This is a genomic window from Mycetocola sp. Y171 (assembly GCF_056713165.1).
Window position 1 is genome coordinate 20,939 of sequence record NZ_JBWYGX010000002.1, and the last position, 15,324, is coordinate 36,262.

16 protein-coding genes are annotated in these 15,324 nt (G+C 66.5%); 7 read left to right on the forward strand and 9 right to left on the reverse strand.

Features of this window, described 5'->3' with window-relative positions; genetic code table 11:
* The first annotated feature begins 13 nt into the window (after positions 1-13).
* The 3 genes from AC1M2K_RS09690 (at position 14) to AC1M2K_RS09700 (ending at position 2,295) form a co-directional block, all read left to right on the forward strand.
* Positions 14-694 carry a hypothetical protein gene (locus AC1M2K_RS09690; RefSeq protein WP_480237304.1) on the forward strand — a complete coding sequence of 227 codons (681 nt, stop codon included), beginning with the start codon at positions 14-16 and terminating at the stop codon, positions 692-694.
* 87 nt (positions 695-781) lie between these two features.
* On the forward strand, positions 782-1,381 hold the full coding sequence (locus AC1M2K_RS09695) for a sigma-70 family RNA polymerase sigma factor (RefSeq protein ID WP_480240842.1): 600 nt from the start codon (positions 782-784) through the stop codon (positions 1,379-1,381).
* Positions 1,378-2,295 carry an anti-sigma factor gene (locus tag AC1M2K_RS09700; protein ID WP_480240843.1) on the forward strand — a complete coding sequence of 306 codons (918 nt, stop codon included), beginning with the start codon at positions 1,378-1,380 and terminating at the stop codon, positions 2,293-2,295. Before AC1M2K_RS09695 ends, AC1M2K_RS09700 begins: the two co-directional genes overlap by 4 nt.
* A gap of 93 nt (positions 2,296-2,388) precedes the next feature.
* Here AC1M2K_RS09700 and pstB read toward each other — a convergent pair whose 3' ends face one another.
* The 8 genes from pstB to AC1M2K_RS09740 all read right to left on the reverse strand — a co-directional run bounded on the left by pstB (position 2,389) and on the right by AC1M2K_RS09740 (position 11,339).
* The gene (gene pstB / locus AC1M2K_RS09705) at positions 2,389-3,168 is read right to left on the reverse strand and encodes a phosphate ABC transporter ATP-binding protein PstB (RefSeq protein ID WP_480240844.1); all 780 of its coding nucleotides are present in this window, start codon (positions 3,166-3,168) and stop codon (positions 2,389-2,391) included.
* 14 nt (positions 3,169-3,182) lie between these two features.
* Positions 3,183-4,301, reverse strand: coding sequence for a phosphate ABC transporter permease PstA (gene pstA / locus AC1M2K_RS09710; RefSeq protein WP_480237300.1), 1,119 nt, complete (start codon positions 4,299-4,301; stop codon positions 3,183-3,185).
* On the reverse strand, positions 4,301-5,260 hold the full coding sequence (pstC, locus tag AC1M2K_RS09715) for a phosphate ABC transporter permease subunit PstC (protein ID WP_480237299.1): 960 nt from the start codon (positions 5,258-5,260) through the stop codon (positions 4,301-4,303). The genes pstA and pstC overlap by 1 nt, the downstream gene beginning before the upstream one ends.
* 109 nt (positions 5,261-5,369) lie before the next feature.
* Positions 5,370-6,464 carry a phosphate ABC transporter substrate-binding protein PstS gene (locus tag AC1M2K_RS09720; RefSeq protein ID WP_480240845.1) on the reverse strand — a complete coding sequence of 365 codons (1,095 nt, stop codon included), beginning with the start codon at positions 6,462-6,464 and terminating at the stop codon, positions 5,370-5,372.
* 138 nt (positions 6,465-6,602) lie between these two features.
* The gene (locus AC1M2K_RS09725; RefSeq protein WP_480240846.1) at positions 6,603-7,538 is read right to left on the reverse strand and encodes an NUDIX hydrolase; all 936 of its coding nucleotides are present in this window, start codon (positions 7,536-7,538) and stop codon (positions 6,603-6,605) included.
* Complete coding sequence (locus tag AC1M2K_RS09730) at positions 7,535-9,706, reverse strand: RNA degradosome polyphosphate kinase (RefSeq protein ID WP_480237296.1); 2,172 nt, start codon at positions 9,704-9,706, stop codon at positions 7,535-7,537. The genes AC1M2K_RS09725 and AC1M2K_RS09730 overlap by 4 nt, the downstream gene beginning before the upstream one ends.
* A 90-nt stretch (positions 9,707-9,796) precedes the next feature.
* A complete protein-coding gene (mshD, locus tag AC1M2K_RS09735; protein ID WP_480240847.1) occupies positions 9,797-10,678 on the reverse strand; it encodes a mycothiol synthase in 882 nt (293 codons plus the stop codon).
* Positions 10,650-11,339 carry a response regulator transcription factor gene (locus tag AC1M2K_RS09740; RefSeq protein ID WP_480237294.1) on the reverse strand — a complete coding sequence of 230 codons (690 nt, stop codon included), beginning with the start codon at positions 11,337-11,339 and terminating at the stop codon, positions 10,650-10,652. Before AC1M2K_RS09740 ends, mshD begins: the two co-directional genes overlap by 29 nt.
* 110 nt (positions 11,340-11,449) lie before the next feature.
* Here AC1M2K_RS09740 and AC1M2K_RS09745 point away from each other — a divergent pair, with 110 nt between their 5' ends.
* From AC1M2K_RS09745 to ygfZ, 3 genes are all read left to right on the forward strand, one after another.
* A complete protein-coding gene (locus tag AC1M2K_RS09745) occupies positions 11,450-11,740 on the forward strand; it encodes a hypothetical protein (RefSeq protein WP_480237293.1) in 291 nt (96 codons plus the stop codon).
* A 137-nt stretch (positions 11,741-11,877) separates the two neighbouring features.
* Complete coding sequence (locus tag AC1M2K_RS09750; RefSeq protein ID WP_480240848.1) at positions 11,878-12,474, forward strand: nitrobindin family protein; 597 nt, start codon at positions 11,878-11,880, stop codon at positions 12,472-12,474.
* Entirely contained in the window at positions 12,474-13,598 is a 1,125-nt protein-coding gene (gene ygfZ, locus AC1M2K_RS09755; RefSeq protein WP_480240849.1) for a CAF17-like 4Fe-4S cluster assembly/insertion protein YgfZ, read from the forward strand. Before AC1M2K_RS09750 ends, ygfZ begins: the two co-directional genes overlap by 1 nt.
* A 99-nt stretch (positions 13,599-13,697) precedes the next feature.
* Here the strand turns inward: ygfZ and AC1M2K_RS09760 are convergent, their stop codons facing one another.
* Positions 13,698-14,501 carry a class I SAM-dependent methyltransferase gene (locus AC1M2K_RS09760; RefSeq protein WP_480240850.1) on the reverse strand — a complete coding sequence of 268 codons (804 nt, stop codon included), beginning with the start codon at positions 14,499-14,501 and terminating at the stop codon, positions 13,698-13,700.
* A 54-nt stretch (positions 14,502-14,555) separates the two neighbouring features.
* Here AC1M2K_RS09760 and AC1M2K_RS09765 point away from each other — a divergent pair, with 54 nt between their 5' ends.
* A complete protein-coding gene (locus tag AC1M2K_RS09765) occupies positions 14,556-15,305 on the forward strand; it encodes a phosphoglyceromutase (protein WP_480240851.1) in 750 nt (249 codons plus the stop codon).
* The last annotated feature ends 19 nt before the right edge of the window (positions 15,306-15,324 follow it).

The window sequence follows — 15,324 nt, forward strand, 5'->3', positions numbered from 1 at the left end:
CAAGGAGAACCTCATGAAGAAGGCACTACCTCTCGTCGGCGCAGCACTCGCCGCAGCCCTGCTCCTGTCCGGCTGCAGCATGGGCGCTGCAAGCGACTCCATGGCGAATGACGACACCAAGGCGTCGTCGAGCGAAACAGTCGACACCGTCAACAGCGACGGAGCCGCACTGCGCGCCACTCTGACGTCACAGTTCAGTGACCACGTCTACCTCGCAGGAGCAGCCATCCACGCCGCTCTCGCCGCAGGTGGAGACCTGACCGAGGCGAAGACCGCCGGTGCGGTTGCGGCCCTCGACGCCAACTCCGTCGACATCGCCGCATCCGTCGGCTCGGTCTACCCGGACGCCGAGGAGCCCTTCCTCGAGTCATGGCGCGAGCACATCGGCTTCTTCGTCAACTACACGCTGGGCGAAGCAACCGGTGACCAGGCCATGTCCGACATGGCCGTCGCAGACCTCACCGAATACGCGGCGAGCTTCGGCGAACTGCTGAACTCGGTCGTCCCGACCCTCCCGGCTGACGCTGTCGAAGAGGCGCTCGGAATGCACGCCACCTCGCTGATCGCTGCTATCGATGCTGACATCGCTGGCGACCCCGAGTACTACACCCTCCTGAAGGAAGCAGCCGGCCACATGCCGATGACCGCAACGGCCATCGCTGGAGCCATCGCTGAAGACCAGGACATCCAGTAGCACTTCCCACCAGGCGAAGCAGGAGGGCGGCGGTATCAGATCCGCCGCCCGCCTGCCAGCCGCCCACACAACGGCGACAGACCTGACATGCTAGTTCTTGTGGAAAAGGCACCAGGCACAGGAAGCGACGTCGTCGCTCCGTCCTCGACGCTCGAGGAACTGCTCGGTCTCGTCGCCACGGGAGACCAGCAGGCCTTCGCTTCTCTCTACGACCTCGTTGCACCCCGCGTCCTCGGCCTGATCCGCAAAGTCCTCATCGACCACGCCCAGTCCGAAGAAGTGGCCCAGGAGGTCTTCCTCGAAATCTGGCAGAACGCCACCCGCTTCGAACCGGGCAGGGGTGCGGCCAGCTCGTGGATCATGACCATGGCCCACCGCCGGGCGATCGACAGGGTCCGTGCCTCGCAGGCCGGCCGTGATCGGGACGTCCGGATCGGTATCCGCGACATCGACACAGCATTCGATCAGGTTGCCGAGTCGGCGGAGATCACAATTGAACACGAACGGGTCAGCCGCGCGATGGCGAGCCTGACCGACATCCAACGACAGGCCGTGTCGCTCGCGTACTACGGCGGTTACAGCCAGAGCGAAGTGGCTGAGATCCTGTCAGTGCCGCTTGGCACAGTGAAGACCCGTCTCCGCGACGGGATGATCCGACTACGAGAGGAATTGGGGGTGGCATCATGACCGAGAACCAGGACACGAACCCGTCCGACCTCGCCGCGGCATACGCCCTCAACGCGCTCAGCCCCGAAGAGACGGCCGAATACGAACGTCACCTGGCGTCGTCCGCCGATGCCAGGCGCGAGGCCGACAGCTTCGGGGAGGTCGCTGCGACGCTCGGGCTCGACGCCGAACCCGTCCAACCGTCGCCCGCCCTCCGGTCCAGCATCCTCTCCGCGATCGCCACGACCCCTCAACTTCCGCGCCAGGGCGCACCGGCAACGCGGTCAGGGACCACGGATGCAGCCGCCCGTGCGGCTGCGCCAGCTCCTGTAGCCGCGACCCAGGCAGGACTTCCGGAAGCCCAGCCCGTGATTCCGACGACGGTCCAAGCGCGCCCGACCACCAAAGCCGCGACCGGCCGCCCCGCTTCGAGCAGCGCACAGCGCAGAGCCGACCGGCGCTGGTACTCGCAGCCACTGGCCTTCGCGGTCGCCGCTGTCGCCCTCGTTGCCGTCCTCCTTGGCGTGAACACGGTGACGAGCGCACTCAACGGCGGCAACGGCCTGAACGAGGCCCTGCAGCTCGCGCAGATCAACGCGCAGCCGGATGCCCAGCGGGAAACCATCAAGCTCACGAACATCAACGACGAACAGCGTGTCGTCGCCACCCTGGTGTGGTCGGGTGAACTCGGGCAGTCGGCACTCATCGTCGACGGCCTCACCGCCCTCACCGAGGAGCAGATCTACGAACTCTGGTACATCGGCGAAGACGGCCCGATCTCGGCAGGCACCTTCAACACTGACCGCATGGGCAGCAGCTGGCAGATCCTCGACGGCACTATGGCCTCAGGCGACGCCGTCGGCGTGACCGTGGAACCCGCGGGTGGCTCCGAGCAGCCGACAACCGACCCGCTGATCGTCATCCACACGGCGTAGCCGCTCCGCGGCCCCGAACGACGAAAGCAGGAGATCCACTGGATCTCCTGCTTGTCGTGTGCCCCCCCGGCCGAATCCGGACTCAGCGGATGGTTATCCGAAGCGTCCGGAAACGTAGTCCTCAGTCGCCTGAACAGACGGCTGCGTGAAGATGGTGTTCGTGTCGCCGTATTCGATCAGCTTGCCCGGCTTGCCCGTTCCGGCGATGTTGAAGAACGCGGTCCGGTCGGAGACACGGGATGCCTGCTGCATGTTGTGAGTGACGATGACGATCGTGTACTCGTTCTTCAGCTCCTCGATCAGGTCCTCGATCGCGAGCGTCGAGATCGGGTCGAGCGCTGAGCAGGGCTCGTCCATCAGCAGGATGTCGGGGGAGACGGCGATCGCGCGGGCGATGCAGAGACGCTGCTGCTGGCCGCCGGACAGGCTGGAGCCGGGCTTGTCGAGACGGTCCTTGACTTCGTTCCAGAGGTTGGCGCCCTGCAGCGACTTCTCGACCAGGTCGTCGGCGGATGCCTTGGAGATCCGGCGGTTGTTGAGCGTGACCCCGGCGAGGACGTTCTCGCGGATCGACATCGTGGGGAACGGGTTCGGCCGCTGGAACACCATGCCGATGTTGCGGCGGACCAGCACAGGGTCAACACCCTGCGCGTAGAGGTTGTCACCGTCGATGAGGACCTCGCCCTCGACGCGGGCGCCTGGGATGACCTCATGCATGCGGTTGAGTGTGCGGAGGAACGTCGACTTGCCACAGCCGGACGGCCCGATGAACGCGGTCACGCTCCGCGGTTCGATCGAGAGGGAGACGTCTTCGACCGCGAGGAACTTGCTGTAGTAGACGTTGAGGTCTTTGACTTCGATGCTCTTGGACATGGATTCCTTTGGTGCTAACGGCCGAGTTTGGGCGAGAAGATGCGGGCGACGATCCTGGCGATGAGGTTGAGCGCCATCACGATGAGGATCAGGGTGAGGGCTGCAGCCCACGCGCGGTCGATGTAGGCCTGCGCATCGGTGCCCTGGCTCACGTAGGAGCTGTAGACGAAGACCGGGAGGCTCTGCATCCGGCCTTCGAACGGGTTGTAGTTCATGTTCTGGGTGAATCCTGCGGCGATGAGCAGCGGGGCCGTCTCGCCGATGACGCGCGCGATGGCGAGCATGACACCGGTCGTGATGCCGGCGATCGACGTCGGCAGTACGACCTTCAGGATGGTCAGCCATTTCGGTACGCCGAGGGCGAATGCCGCTTCACGCAGTTCGTTGGGGACGAGTCGCAGCATCTCTTCGCTCGAGCGCACAACGACGGGGATCATCAGCACGCTCAGGGCGACGGCACCGGAGATGCCGAGCCGGATGCCCGGGCCGAAGATGAGGGTGAAGAGAGCGTAGGCGAAGAGGCCGGCGACGATCGACGGGATGCCCGTCATCACGTCGACGAAGAAGGTGATCGCCCGCGCGAGCGCCCCGCGACCGTACTCGACGAGGTAGATCGACGTGAGCAGGCCGATCGGTACCGAGATGATCGTGGCGATCCCGGTCATGATCAGCGTGCCGACGATCGCGTGGAGGGCTCCGCCGCCCTCGCCGACGACGTTCCGCATCGACTCCGTGAACAGTGCAAGGTCGAACCTCGCCGTACCGCGCGAGAGCACCGTGATGAACAGCGAGACCAGCGGTGCCAGGGCGACGATGAACGCGCTGGCGACGAGCGTGGTGACGAGACGGTCCTTGGCCTGCCGCGAACCCTCGATGAGGAGAGCGGTGAGGTAGATGAGGAACCCGTTGAGCACGCCGGTGAGCACGACGGCGCCGACGACGTTGTACTCGCCACCGGATGCCATGGCCACGAGTCCGAAGATCGCGAGGCTGACCGCGAGGGCGACGCCGAGCACGATCCACGGGACACCACGCCCGAGCCGGCCGCTCGCGTACACGTTCGACATCGGGGCGGTCTTCACCGGCTTGAGAGGGGGTGTGCTCCTCGGAGGAGCGGTTGTTGTCTGTGCCATTAGTTCGCTCCCGAGAATTCCTTGCGGCGGCTGATGATGTAGCGCGCGATGGCGTTGATGACCAGCGTGATGGCGAAGAGCATGAGGCCCGTCGCGATGAGGAGGTTGACGTTGTACCCGTACGCCTCGGGGAAGCTCAGTGCGATGTTCGCGGCGATCGTGCTCGGGTTCGACGAGGTCAGGAGCGCGAAGGTGATCGCACCGGACGAGGAGAGGACCATGGCGACGGCCATGGTCTCGCCGAGGGCCCGGCCGAGACCCAGCATCGCGGCAGAGATGATGCCTGCGCGACCGAAGGGCAGCACGGCGATCCGGATCATCTCCCACCGCGTCGCCCCGAGGGCGAGGGCGGCCTCCTCGTGGAGGACCGGCGTCTGGAGGAAGATTTCACGGCAGAGGGCCGTGATGATCGGAAGGATCATCACGGCGAGCACGATCGATGCGGTGAGGATGGTGCGGCCCGTGCCTGAAGCAGGCGGGGCGAACAGCGGGAACCATCCGAGGTTCTCGGTGAGCCACGCGTAGAACGGCTGGATCGCCGGTGCGAGGGTGTTCGCGCCCCAGAGGCCGAAGACGACGGACGGCACTGCGGCCAGGAGGTCGATGATGTAGCCGAGGCCCTGCGCGAGCTTGCGGGGGGCGTAGTGCGAGATGAAGAGCGCGATGGCGATGGCCAGCGGAACGGCCATGAGCAGCGCTATCGCCGCGGACCAGATGGTGCCGAAGACGAGCGGCCAGACGTATGACCAGAAGTTCTCGCCCGCGAGGATCGAGATGTCTGCGGGGTCCCGCGTGACGGCGGGGACGCTCTGAACGATGAGGAACGCCGCGACGGCGGCCAGGGTGGCGAGGATCAGGCTGCCTGCAGTGAGGGCGGCGCCCGAGAAGACCCGGTCGGCGAGTCGCTGGACCGGCTTCGGGGGAGCGCTGGGCGTCTGGACGACCGCTGGCGACGACATCTAAGTGATCTCCTGTGTGTGGATGGGGGCGGGGCGGGCGGGTGCCGTAACCCGGGGCGACCCCGGCTGTGTCTGTCTGACAGACACAGCCGGGGTCACGTGACGGTGTTTACTTGATGAGCTCGATCGCAGCCTGCGACTTCTCAGCGATGGCGGCAGAGATCGGTGCTGAGCCTGCGGCGTCCGCGCTGACCGTCTGGCCTTCTTCGCTCACGATGTAGCTGAAGTACTCCTTGACGAGCTTCGCCGAGTCAGCGTCTTCGTACTCGGAGCAGCCGATGAGGTAGCTGATGAGGACGATGGGGTAGACGCCGGACTCAGTCGAGGTACGGTCCAGTTCGATGGCGAGGTCGCCCTCGGTGCGGCCTTCGGCTGCAGGAGATGCGTCCACGATCGCGGCGGCGGCTTCAGCGGAGTACGGAACGAACTCTTCGCCGACCTTGATCGCGACGGTTCCGAGGTCGCCGGCGCGGGAAGCGTCTGCGTAGCCGATGGTTCCGGTGCCGTTGGTGACGGCGTCGATCACGCCGGAGGTCTGCGAGGCAGCCTCTCCGCCTTCGAGCGGCCAGACACCGTCAGCCTCGTTGGTCCAGACATCAGGTGCCGTGGCGTGGAGGTAGTCGGTGAAGTTCTCGGTGGTGCCCGAGTCGTCAGCGCGGTGGACGGCGGTGATCGCCTGGTCGGGCAGGTCAGCGTCGGCGTTCTGCGAAACGATGGCCTCGTCGTTCCAGTTGGTGATGGTTCCGGCGAAGATGCCCGCGACGGTTGCTGCGTCGAGGTTGAGGGTGTCGATGCCCTCGAGGTTGAAGATGACGGCGATCGGCGAGATGTACGCCGGCAGCTCGATCAGGCCCGTGCCGGGGACGCAGGATGCGAAGTTGTCCTCGGCGATTTCTTCGTCCTTGAACGCGCGGTCCGAACCGGCGAAGGCGCTGCCGCCGGCGATGAAGGTGTCGCGGCCTGCGCCGGAGCCTGCGGGGTCGTACTCGATGGTCACATCAGGGTTGGCTTCCTGGAACGCTGCGACCCAGGCCTCCTGGGCGGACTGCTGAGACGAGGCGCCGCCGCCGACGAGGGTCCCGGTGAGGTCGCTGGCGACCTCAGGAGAGCCGGTGGCGCCGGTTTCGTTCGCGGCACAGGAAGTGAGTGTGAGTGCAGCGAGTGCTGCAACAGCCGCGACGCGGCCGGCTTTCGAGAACTTCACGGAATTGGTTCCATTCATTGTGATTTCGGGACGGGCCGGTGCAGGCCCATCTGGAACGGTAGGCGCGTGGTCTTACGAGAATCCCTCACGATGGTGAACGGGAGGTAAACGGCGTGCGTCGATCCCCGCCATCACGGCTCAGGCGCGGGGTTCGTGAGTCTCGATCGAGATGATGCCGGAGCTGGGATTCGTCGCGGAGAGGTGCACGACACTGAACGCGCCTGTGTTGAGGTCGGCGGCGCTGGAGAGGTAGGAGCCGGTCAGGCTTCCTGTGGCCAGCGCGACCTCTCTGAGGATCTCCGGGAGTACCGGCCCATGACTGCAGAGAACAGCGGTCTTCCGCGCCCGAACCCGCTTGCCGACGACCTTGCGCACGTCGTCCTCGCCGACCGCCTGGGCGTCCTGGCTGATGAGGTCTGTGCGGCGCAGTTCGATTCCCGTCGCTGCGGCGAGAGGGGCAGCGGTCGTCACGCAGCGGACGGCGGTGCTCGAGACGATCTTGCGCACGCCGAACGCCTGCAGGGTGGGAACGATGCTCGCGGCCTGCTCGACCCCGCGAGCGGTCAGCGGCCGTGAGGCATCCGGACCCGCCCACGCGGATGCCGGGACGGCCTTCCCGTGGCGGAGCGCGATAATCGCGAATGTGGACGTGACGCCCTCCTCGAGCAGCTTCGCGAAGGTGTTGACGATGTCGACGTCGCGGTCGTAGCTGAGGTAGCTGCGCGCCTTTCTCGGCGTCACCCACTCGAGCGCGGCGACTTCGCCGTTCGGGACGAAGGTGGACGCCCGCACAGCGGCATCGCTCACCTCAGCCGCCCAGTAGTGGACGAATTTCTCCCTGCCGCTCGACAGAGGGTACCGGGACACGCCGAGGGGAACCCCGAGTGCGACGCTGAGTCCGCTCTCCTCGAGGATCTCCCTGACAGCCGTCTGCGGCAGCGATTCGCCTGGCTCGACCTTGCCCTTGGGCAGGGTGACGTCCGCGTACTTGGTGCGATGGATAACGAGCAGGTGGACCTTGCCGTCGATGACCCGCCAGCAGACCGCACCGGCCGCGTAGATCGCCGTGGTCACAGCCTGGACCTCGGGCGTCGCCGCAGGCTCGTCTTCAGCATGAGCCGATCCTGGAGGTCGACGAGCGGAGTCCCGGTGTCATCGGTGGAGTGTCGCTGCCAGATCCCGTCCTCACCGAGGTGCCATGACGACGTCTTGTCGTCCATGGCCACGTCGAAGAGGCCCGAGATCTCGCTGAGGTGCGCAGGAGCCGTCAGTCGGACGAGAGCTTCGACCCTCCTGTCGAGGTTGCGATGCATCATGTCGGCGCTCCCGATGAACACGTGCTGGTCTCCGTCGTTGACGAACGAGAAGATCCGCGAGTGCTCCAGGAACCTGCCGAGGATCGACCGGACCCGGATGTTCTCGCTCATGCCCTTCTGGCCCGGCTTGAGGCTGCAGATGCCTCGAACCCAGATGTCGACGGGGACCCCCGCCTGGCTCGCCCGGTAGAGCCCGTCGATGATGGCTTCGTCGACGATCGAGTTCACCTTGATCCGGATGCCGCTCGGTTTGCCGGCTTCGGCGTTCCTGCGCTCCTGGTCGATGTGCTTGAGCAGTCCCTTGCGCAGGTGCAGTGGCGCGACGAGCAGTCTCTTGAACTTCTTCTCGATGGCGTAACCGGAGAGTTCGTTGAACAGCCGGGTGAGGTCCTTGCCGACCTGGGCATCCGCGGTGAACAACCCGAGGTCCTCGTAGATCCGGCTGGTCTTCGGGTTGTAGTTGCCCGTGCCGATGTGGCTGTAGTGCGTGAGGGTGCCCTTTTCCTCACGGATGACGAGGGCGAGTTTGCAGTGCGTCTTCAGCCCGACGAGTCCGTAGACGACGTGCACGCCAGCCTTCTCCAGCTTGCGTGCCCAGGAGATGTTCGCCTGTTCGTCGAACCGGGCCTTGATCTCGACGAGCGCGAGGACCTGCTTGCCGGCCTCGGCCGCGTCGATCAGCGCTTCGACGATGGGCGAGTCACCCGACGTGCGGTACAGGGTCTGCTTGATGGCGAGGACCTGAGGGTCTGCGGCCGCCTGCTCGAGGAATGCCTGGACGCTCGTGGCGAAGGACTCGTACGGGTGGTGGACGAGGACGTCCTGCCGTGAGATGGCGCCGAAGATGTCCGCTTTCGCGTTCGACTCGGCCGGCTGGAACTGGACGACGGTCGTCGGAACCCGGGGCGGGTAGCGGAGGTCAGGGCGGTCGATCCCCGACAGGCTGAACAGTCCGCCGAGGTCGAGCGGAGCGGGAAGCCGGTACACCTCCTGGTCGGTGACGTCGAGCTCGCGCACGAGCAGATCGAGCGTCACGTCGTCCATGTCTTCGGTGATCTCGAGCCTGATCGGCGGGCCGAAGCGGCGTCGGAGCAATTCCTTCTCGAGGGCCTGGATGAGGTTCTCGGTCTCGTCCTCCTCGATCTCGACATCCTCGTTCCGAGTGACCCGGAACACGTGGTGCTCGATGATCTCCATGCCGGGGAACAGGTCCCCGAGGTGGTTGGCGATGAGATCCTCGAGCGGGATGTACTGCACCTGCTCGAGTGATGTGGATGGGTCGACCGGCACGAACCGCGGGAGCATCTGCGGGACCTTGAGACGCGCGAACTCCTGCCTGCCGGTCTTCGAGTTGCGGACTCGGACGGCGAGGTTGAGGGACAGGCCGGAAATGTAGGGGAACGGATGCGCCGGGTCGACGGCGAGGGGCATGAGCACGGGGAAGATCTGCTGGCTGAAGTAGTCCCGCAGCCGGTCGTGGTCGTCGCCGGTGAGGGAGTCCCAGGTGACGACGTTGACCCCGGCGGCCGTGAGGTCCGGCTTCACCAGGTCGGCCCACGCGCGGGCGTGCCTGTCCTGGAGTTCGTGCGCCTTGTCGCTGATGTCGCTGAGCACATCGGCAGGGGCGCGGCCCACGTTCGTGGGAACGGCGAGCCCCGTGAGCACCCTGCGCTTGAGGCCGGCGACCCTGACCATGAAGAACTCGTCGAGGTTCGACGCGAAGATGGCCAGGAAGTTCGCGCGTTCGAGCGCAGGGACCGTGCGGTCCTCCGCCAGTTCGAGCACACGCTGGTTGAACGCGAGCCAGCTCACCTCACGATCGAGGTACCGTCCTTCGGGGAGTGCCGGGTCGTCCCGTTCGAACACCGGGTCGAAGTCGTCGTCATCTCCGCCGAGCCCCGAATCGAGCGCAATGCTGTCTGCCATCTCAACATCTTGTCACTTCGCGTCGCCCGGCGGGGCCCGCCAGGGTGAACATTGGGCAACCTGAGCCGGATCGCGTGTTCGAACCGGCGATCAGGCCGGCTCGCGTCGCCGGTACTGAACGTCGACGGCATGATCGGTGAATCCGAGGGACCGATACAGGTGCACGGCCGGGTCGTTGTCACCCTCGACGTACAGCGACGCCGTCGTCACACCGCGTTCCCGCATCCGGTCGAGGCCCGCCAGCATGAGCGTGCGTCCCAGGCCACGGCCGGGCTCGCCGACGCCGATGACGTAGATCTCGCCGTGGTCGCCGTCGATCTTGAGCCAGTTGTACCCAGTCATCCGCCCGGAGTCATCGCGGGCGAGGAGGAAGTCGCCCGGATCGAACCAGTCCTCGGCCTGCCTGGCGGAGACGTCGGCCACGGTGAGCCTGCCCTGCTCGGGGTGGCTGGCGAACACGCGGGCGTTCAGCTCGACCCATTCGGTCTCGTCGGCGCCCTGCCGGAAGGTGGTGATCCCTGCCGGGAGGGGCGCGACCTCGCGGACCGGCTCGAGCGGCATCCGCAACTGGAGCAGCGTGCGCACCCGATCGAAGTCGTACCGGGCGGCGAGTGCCCGCGCTGCCGGGTGGTCACCGTGCGACCATGCCAGCAGACGCGGGGGAGCGTTGTCGAGGATCTCCCTGAGCATGGACGCGCCGACACCGGCACCGCGCCACTCGGGGTCGACGACGAATTCCAGTTCGCCCTGGCCGAGAAGAGCAGCCCCGACGAGGAGCTCCACCGCGCTCGGTGACTCAGGAGGGGCGACGGCGAAGACGAGCGACCGTGCCCCTGTCTCGACGTCGATGAGCGCCTGGTCGTTGAACGGGGATGCTCCGTCGCCGGCGACCGCGCGGTGGACAAGACGGTCGAATGCGGCGCGCGACGCGGCATCCGAGATGTCACGAACGCGGAGTATGGGCTTCCGCACTGTCGTCCTCGTAGACGTTGAACCGGTAGCCGACGTTGCGGACGGTGCCGATGAGCTGCTCGAGGTCGCCGAGCTTGGCTCGCAGGCGCCTCACGTGGACGTCGACCGTGCGTGTGCCGCCGAAGTAGTCGTAACCCCACACCTCGCTGAGCAGCTGCTCGCGGGTGAAGACGCGGGACGGATGAGTGGCGAGAAAGCGGAGGAGTTCGAACTCTTTGTAGGTGAGGTCGAGGGGCTTTCCCTGCACCTTGGCCGAATAGCTGGCCTCGTCGATGACCACGCCAGAGGTCTGGATCTTCGTCGACGTCTGTTCGAGTGCCTGGCGGCCGATGGCCAGGCGGATGCGGGCGTCGATCTCCGCGGGCCCCGCCGCGTCCACCAGCACGTCGTCCACGCCCCAGTCGGCGCTGACAGCGCTGAGCCCGCCCTCGGTGAGCACGACGAGAAGGGGAACGGTGAGACCGGTGGTGCGGAGGATCTTGCACAGGGACTTGGCGCCGGCGAGATCGGTTCGCGCGTCGATGATGATGACATCGCTCGATGGCGCGTTGACGAGCTGGGCCGGCTGTGCCGGTATCTGGCGCACACGGTGACTGAGCAGCCCGAGAGAAGGCAACACGTCATTGTCGACCCGTGAGGTCAGAATCAACAGTTGCGCCACGCGTGACCTCCAGTGATTACCTGACCCCATACTAGCTTTCGCTGATCGCCGGTTCTGAACCGTGGCGGTCAGCTCGCCCACATGCCCGTCAGATCAGGCAAGATAGAGCCATGACCGATGCTCCGCTGACTCCGTCGCGCTCCTGGCGCGGCATCCTCGCGGTCTGGGCCGTTGCCCTCATCGGGGCCATCCTCGTCCTCGTCTTCGTGCACCACGAACTGCGCTTCACCTGGCTCTCGCTCACACTCGCGACCTGCACGCTGTTGACCTTCGTCATCCAGCTGCTCACGCACCAGAAGGTCGGATTCATCGACCGGATGGCGATCAGCATCGTGGGCGTGCTCGGGATTCTCACCCTGGCGGCGGCCATCCTCGGGCTCGCGACGCTCTTCGAGGGATAGACTGCTGGCATGGACCTCGTCGCGCTCGAACTCTTCTTCGTCGGATTGCTCGCCCTCGCCAGCCTCGCCATCGCCGGCATCTCCGTCGTCGTGCTCGTCAACCTCTTCCGCGGCCAGCGCTGACTCCTGGCGCGTCGATGATCGAGATCCCGACCGGCCTGCCCGCCGAACTCGTCCCTGTCTCCTGGCTCCTCGGAGTCTGGGAGGGGAGCGGCGTCATCGACTACTCGACGGCAGACGGCACGATCAGTTCCGAGTTCGGCCAGCGCGTGAGCTTCAGCCACGACGGCATGCCATACCTCAACTACACCTCGTACACCTGGCTGCTCGATGAGGAGCACACCGGCCTGGTGGCCGAGACCGGTTACTGGCGGCTGCATCGGCCGCAGGCCGCCGGTGACCCGGGACCCGCCATGCTCCCCGGTGTCGGACAGCCGCCGTTCCAGACGGCTGAGGACGTCGAGACCCTGCGCAACAGCGACGGCGGCTTCGACCTGGAAGTTTCCCTCGTGCATCCGACAGGTGTCAGCGAGCTGTACCTCGGCCAGGTCCGCGGACCCCGGATCGACCTCGCCACGGATGCCGTGATGCGTACTGCCGGCGCGAAGGAATACGCGGCCGCCACACGGCTGTACGGCCTGGTCGACAACCATCTGCTCTGGGCGTGGGACATCGCAGCGCTCGGCCAGGACCTGCGGACGCATGCCTCCGGCCGACTCGCGAAAGTGGACTGATGACATCCCCCTCCCCGTTCCTCTCCCGCCCTGCCGCCGTCGCGCTGCCCGATGCCGTCGATGCAGGCGTCCCGTCGCACTACGGAAGTCCGGCCATCGAACAACGGATGCTCGCGGCAGGTGAGGCGATCGTCGACCTGTCGAACCGCGGCGTCGTGTCCGTCTCCGGTCCGGACCGCCTCAGCTGGCTCAACTCGATGACGTCGGCGGAGCTCACCAGACTTGCGCCCGGGTCTTCGAGCGAAACCCTGTTCCTCGACCCTCAGGGTCGGCTCGAGTACGCCGCCGGGATCATCGACGACGGCGACACGGCATGGCTCCTCGTCGAGGACGTTGCCGTCGAACCGCTCGTCGCGTGGCTCACGCGGATGAAGTTCATGCTGCGGGTGGAGATTGCCGACCGAACGGGCGACTACGCCAGGATCGGCCTCATGGCCGGTGACCAGCCGATCGACCTGCCTGTTGCTGCGCCGAACGGCATCCCCCTCGTCTGGACAGATCCGTGGAGCACCGTTGCTCCGGGCGGACACCAGTACGCACGTGGCGAGCACCCCTCTTCCGGCTGGAGCTGGACCGAGGTGCTCGTGGAGCGCGACGCCCTGGCCGCGCTTGCCGAAGGTTCCCTGCCTGCCGCTGGTTCGCTGGCGGCAGAGGCGCTGCGAGTCGCCGCGTGGCGACCGCGGAAGGCCACAGAGGTCGACGAGAAGACGATTCCCCACGAACTGGACTGGCTGCGCAGTGCCGTGCACCTGACCAAGGGCTGCTACCGGGGCCAGGAGACCATCGCGAAGGTCCACAACCTCGGCCACCCGCCGCGCCGGCTGGTCCTGCTCCACCTCGACGGGTCGGACTCGGTGCTCCCAGCCCATGGAGCAGACGTCCGTGCCGACCGGAACGGCGAACCGACCGTCGTCGGCGCCGTGACGACCGCGGTGATGCACCACGAACTCGGACCGATCGCCCTTGCCGTCGTGCGTCGCAACGTCGACCCCGCTGCCGTCCTCACCGTGGACGAGGACGGGATCACCATCGCCGCATCGCAGCAGGTCATCGTGCCGTCCGACGCCGGCGCTGTCGCCGATGTTCCCCGGCTTCCCCGGCTCGGGGCTGTGCGCCGGGGCTAGAACCGTTCGGCCGGCGGGTGCCGGTTTCATCCGTCGCGTGTGTCGGTAGCGGAGCCAGGAACCCGACATTTGCGACGGATGAACGACGACGGGACACCGTCACGCCACGGCGGACCAGGGCACGGTGAACTCGCCGAGGCGCCAGCGCGTGCGGCGTCCTTCGAGCGGCCATCCGGCATCCGCCAGCCCGGCCAGGGCGGCCTGCCAGCGCTGCACCTGGCCATACGGTGCCAGCGGTGCGGCGTACTGCCACTGCCGGTCGAGGTCCGCGAGCAGTTCATGGATCCGCTCGCCAGGGACGTTGTGGTGGATGAGCGCCTTCGGCAGCCGCTCGGCGACGATCGACGGCCGGTCCAGTTCGCCTAGACGGAGCGAGATCGTCAACGACACCGGTCCGCCGGCAGTGACGGCGATCCAGCTCGAGACACGGCCGATCTCATCACAGGTGCCCTCGACGAGGACCCCTCCGGGCTGCAGGCGCGACGTCATCAGCGCCCAGGCGTCCGCGACCGCCGACTCGTCATATTGGCGCAGCACGTTGAACGCTCGGATGACGGCAGGCCTGCGCCTGGCCGCCAGCGGCACCTCGAAGCCACCGACCGCGAACGACACGTCCGCACCGGGGGAGAAGCCGGTGGCTCCCGTGCGAACGGCCTCGAGCTGGGCGGATGCACTGCGGACGCGGGCCGGGTCGATCTCGAGCCCGATCACCTCGACGTCCGGCCTCACCATGGCAAGCCGGGAATGGAGTTCGAGGCTCGTGACCGCGCTCGCGCCGTAGCCGAGGTCGACCACGAGCGGGTCGTGCGTGCGGGGGAGGATGTCGAGGGTCTGCATCCAGCGATCCACCCGGCGGAGCCTGTTGGTATTCGTTGTTCCGCGCGTGATGGTCCCGACAGGCATCCGACCATCCTCTCAGTCGCCAGATTGGAATCTCCTGATCGGTAGAGTGGGGGCATGTCTTTGCCATACACCCTCATCCTGTTGCGCCACGGAAACAGCGACTGGAACCAGAAGAACCTGTTCACCGGCTGGGTCGATGTCCGCCTGAGCGATCAGGGCGTCACCGAAGCGAACCGCGCAGGAGAGCTCCTGAACGAGTCGGGTCTCACGCCTGACATCCAGTACACGTCCGTGCTCACCCGCGCCATCCAGACCGCGAACATCGCCCTCGACGTCGCCGACCGCGCGTGGATCCCTGTGAAGCGCACCTGGCGTCTCAACGAGCGCCACTACGGAGCTCTGCAGGGCAAGGACAAGGCCCAGACCCTCGCGGAGTACGGCCCCGAGCAGTTCCAGACCTGGCGCCGTTCGTTCGACGTGCCGCCGCCAGAGATCGACGACGACAACGAGTACTCGCAGGCGCATGACCCGCGCTATGTCGGCATCGACGGCGAGGTTCCGAAGACCGAGTGCCTCAAGGACGTCATCGACAGGATGCTGCCCTATTGGCACTCCGACATCACCGTCGACCTCGCCGCAGGGAAGACCGTGCTCGTCACCGCGCATGGCAACTCGCTCCGCGCGCTGGTCAAACACCTCGACGGAATCTCTGACGACGAGATCGCCGAACTGAACATCCCGACCGGCATCCCCCTCGTCTACAAGCTCGACGAGAACTTCGCGCCGATCGAGCCCGGCCAGTACCTCGACCCCGAGGCAGCAGCCGCAGGCGCAGCCGCCGTGGCAGCCCAGGGCAAGAAGTAAGCCACCCGGAGTAGCAAGA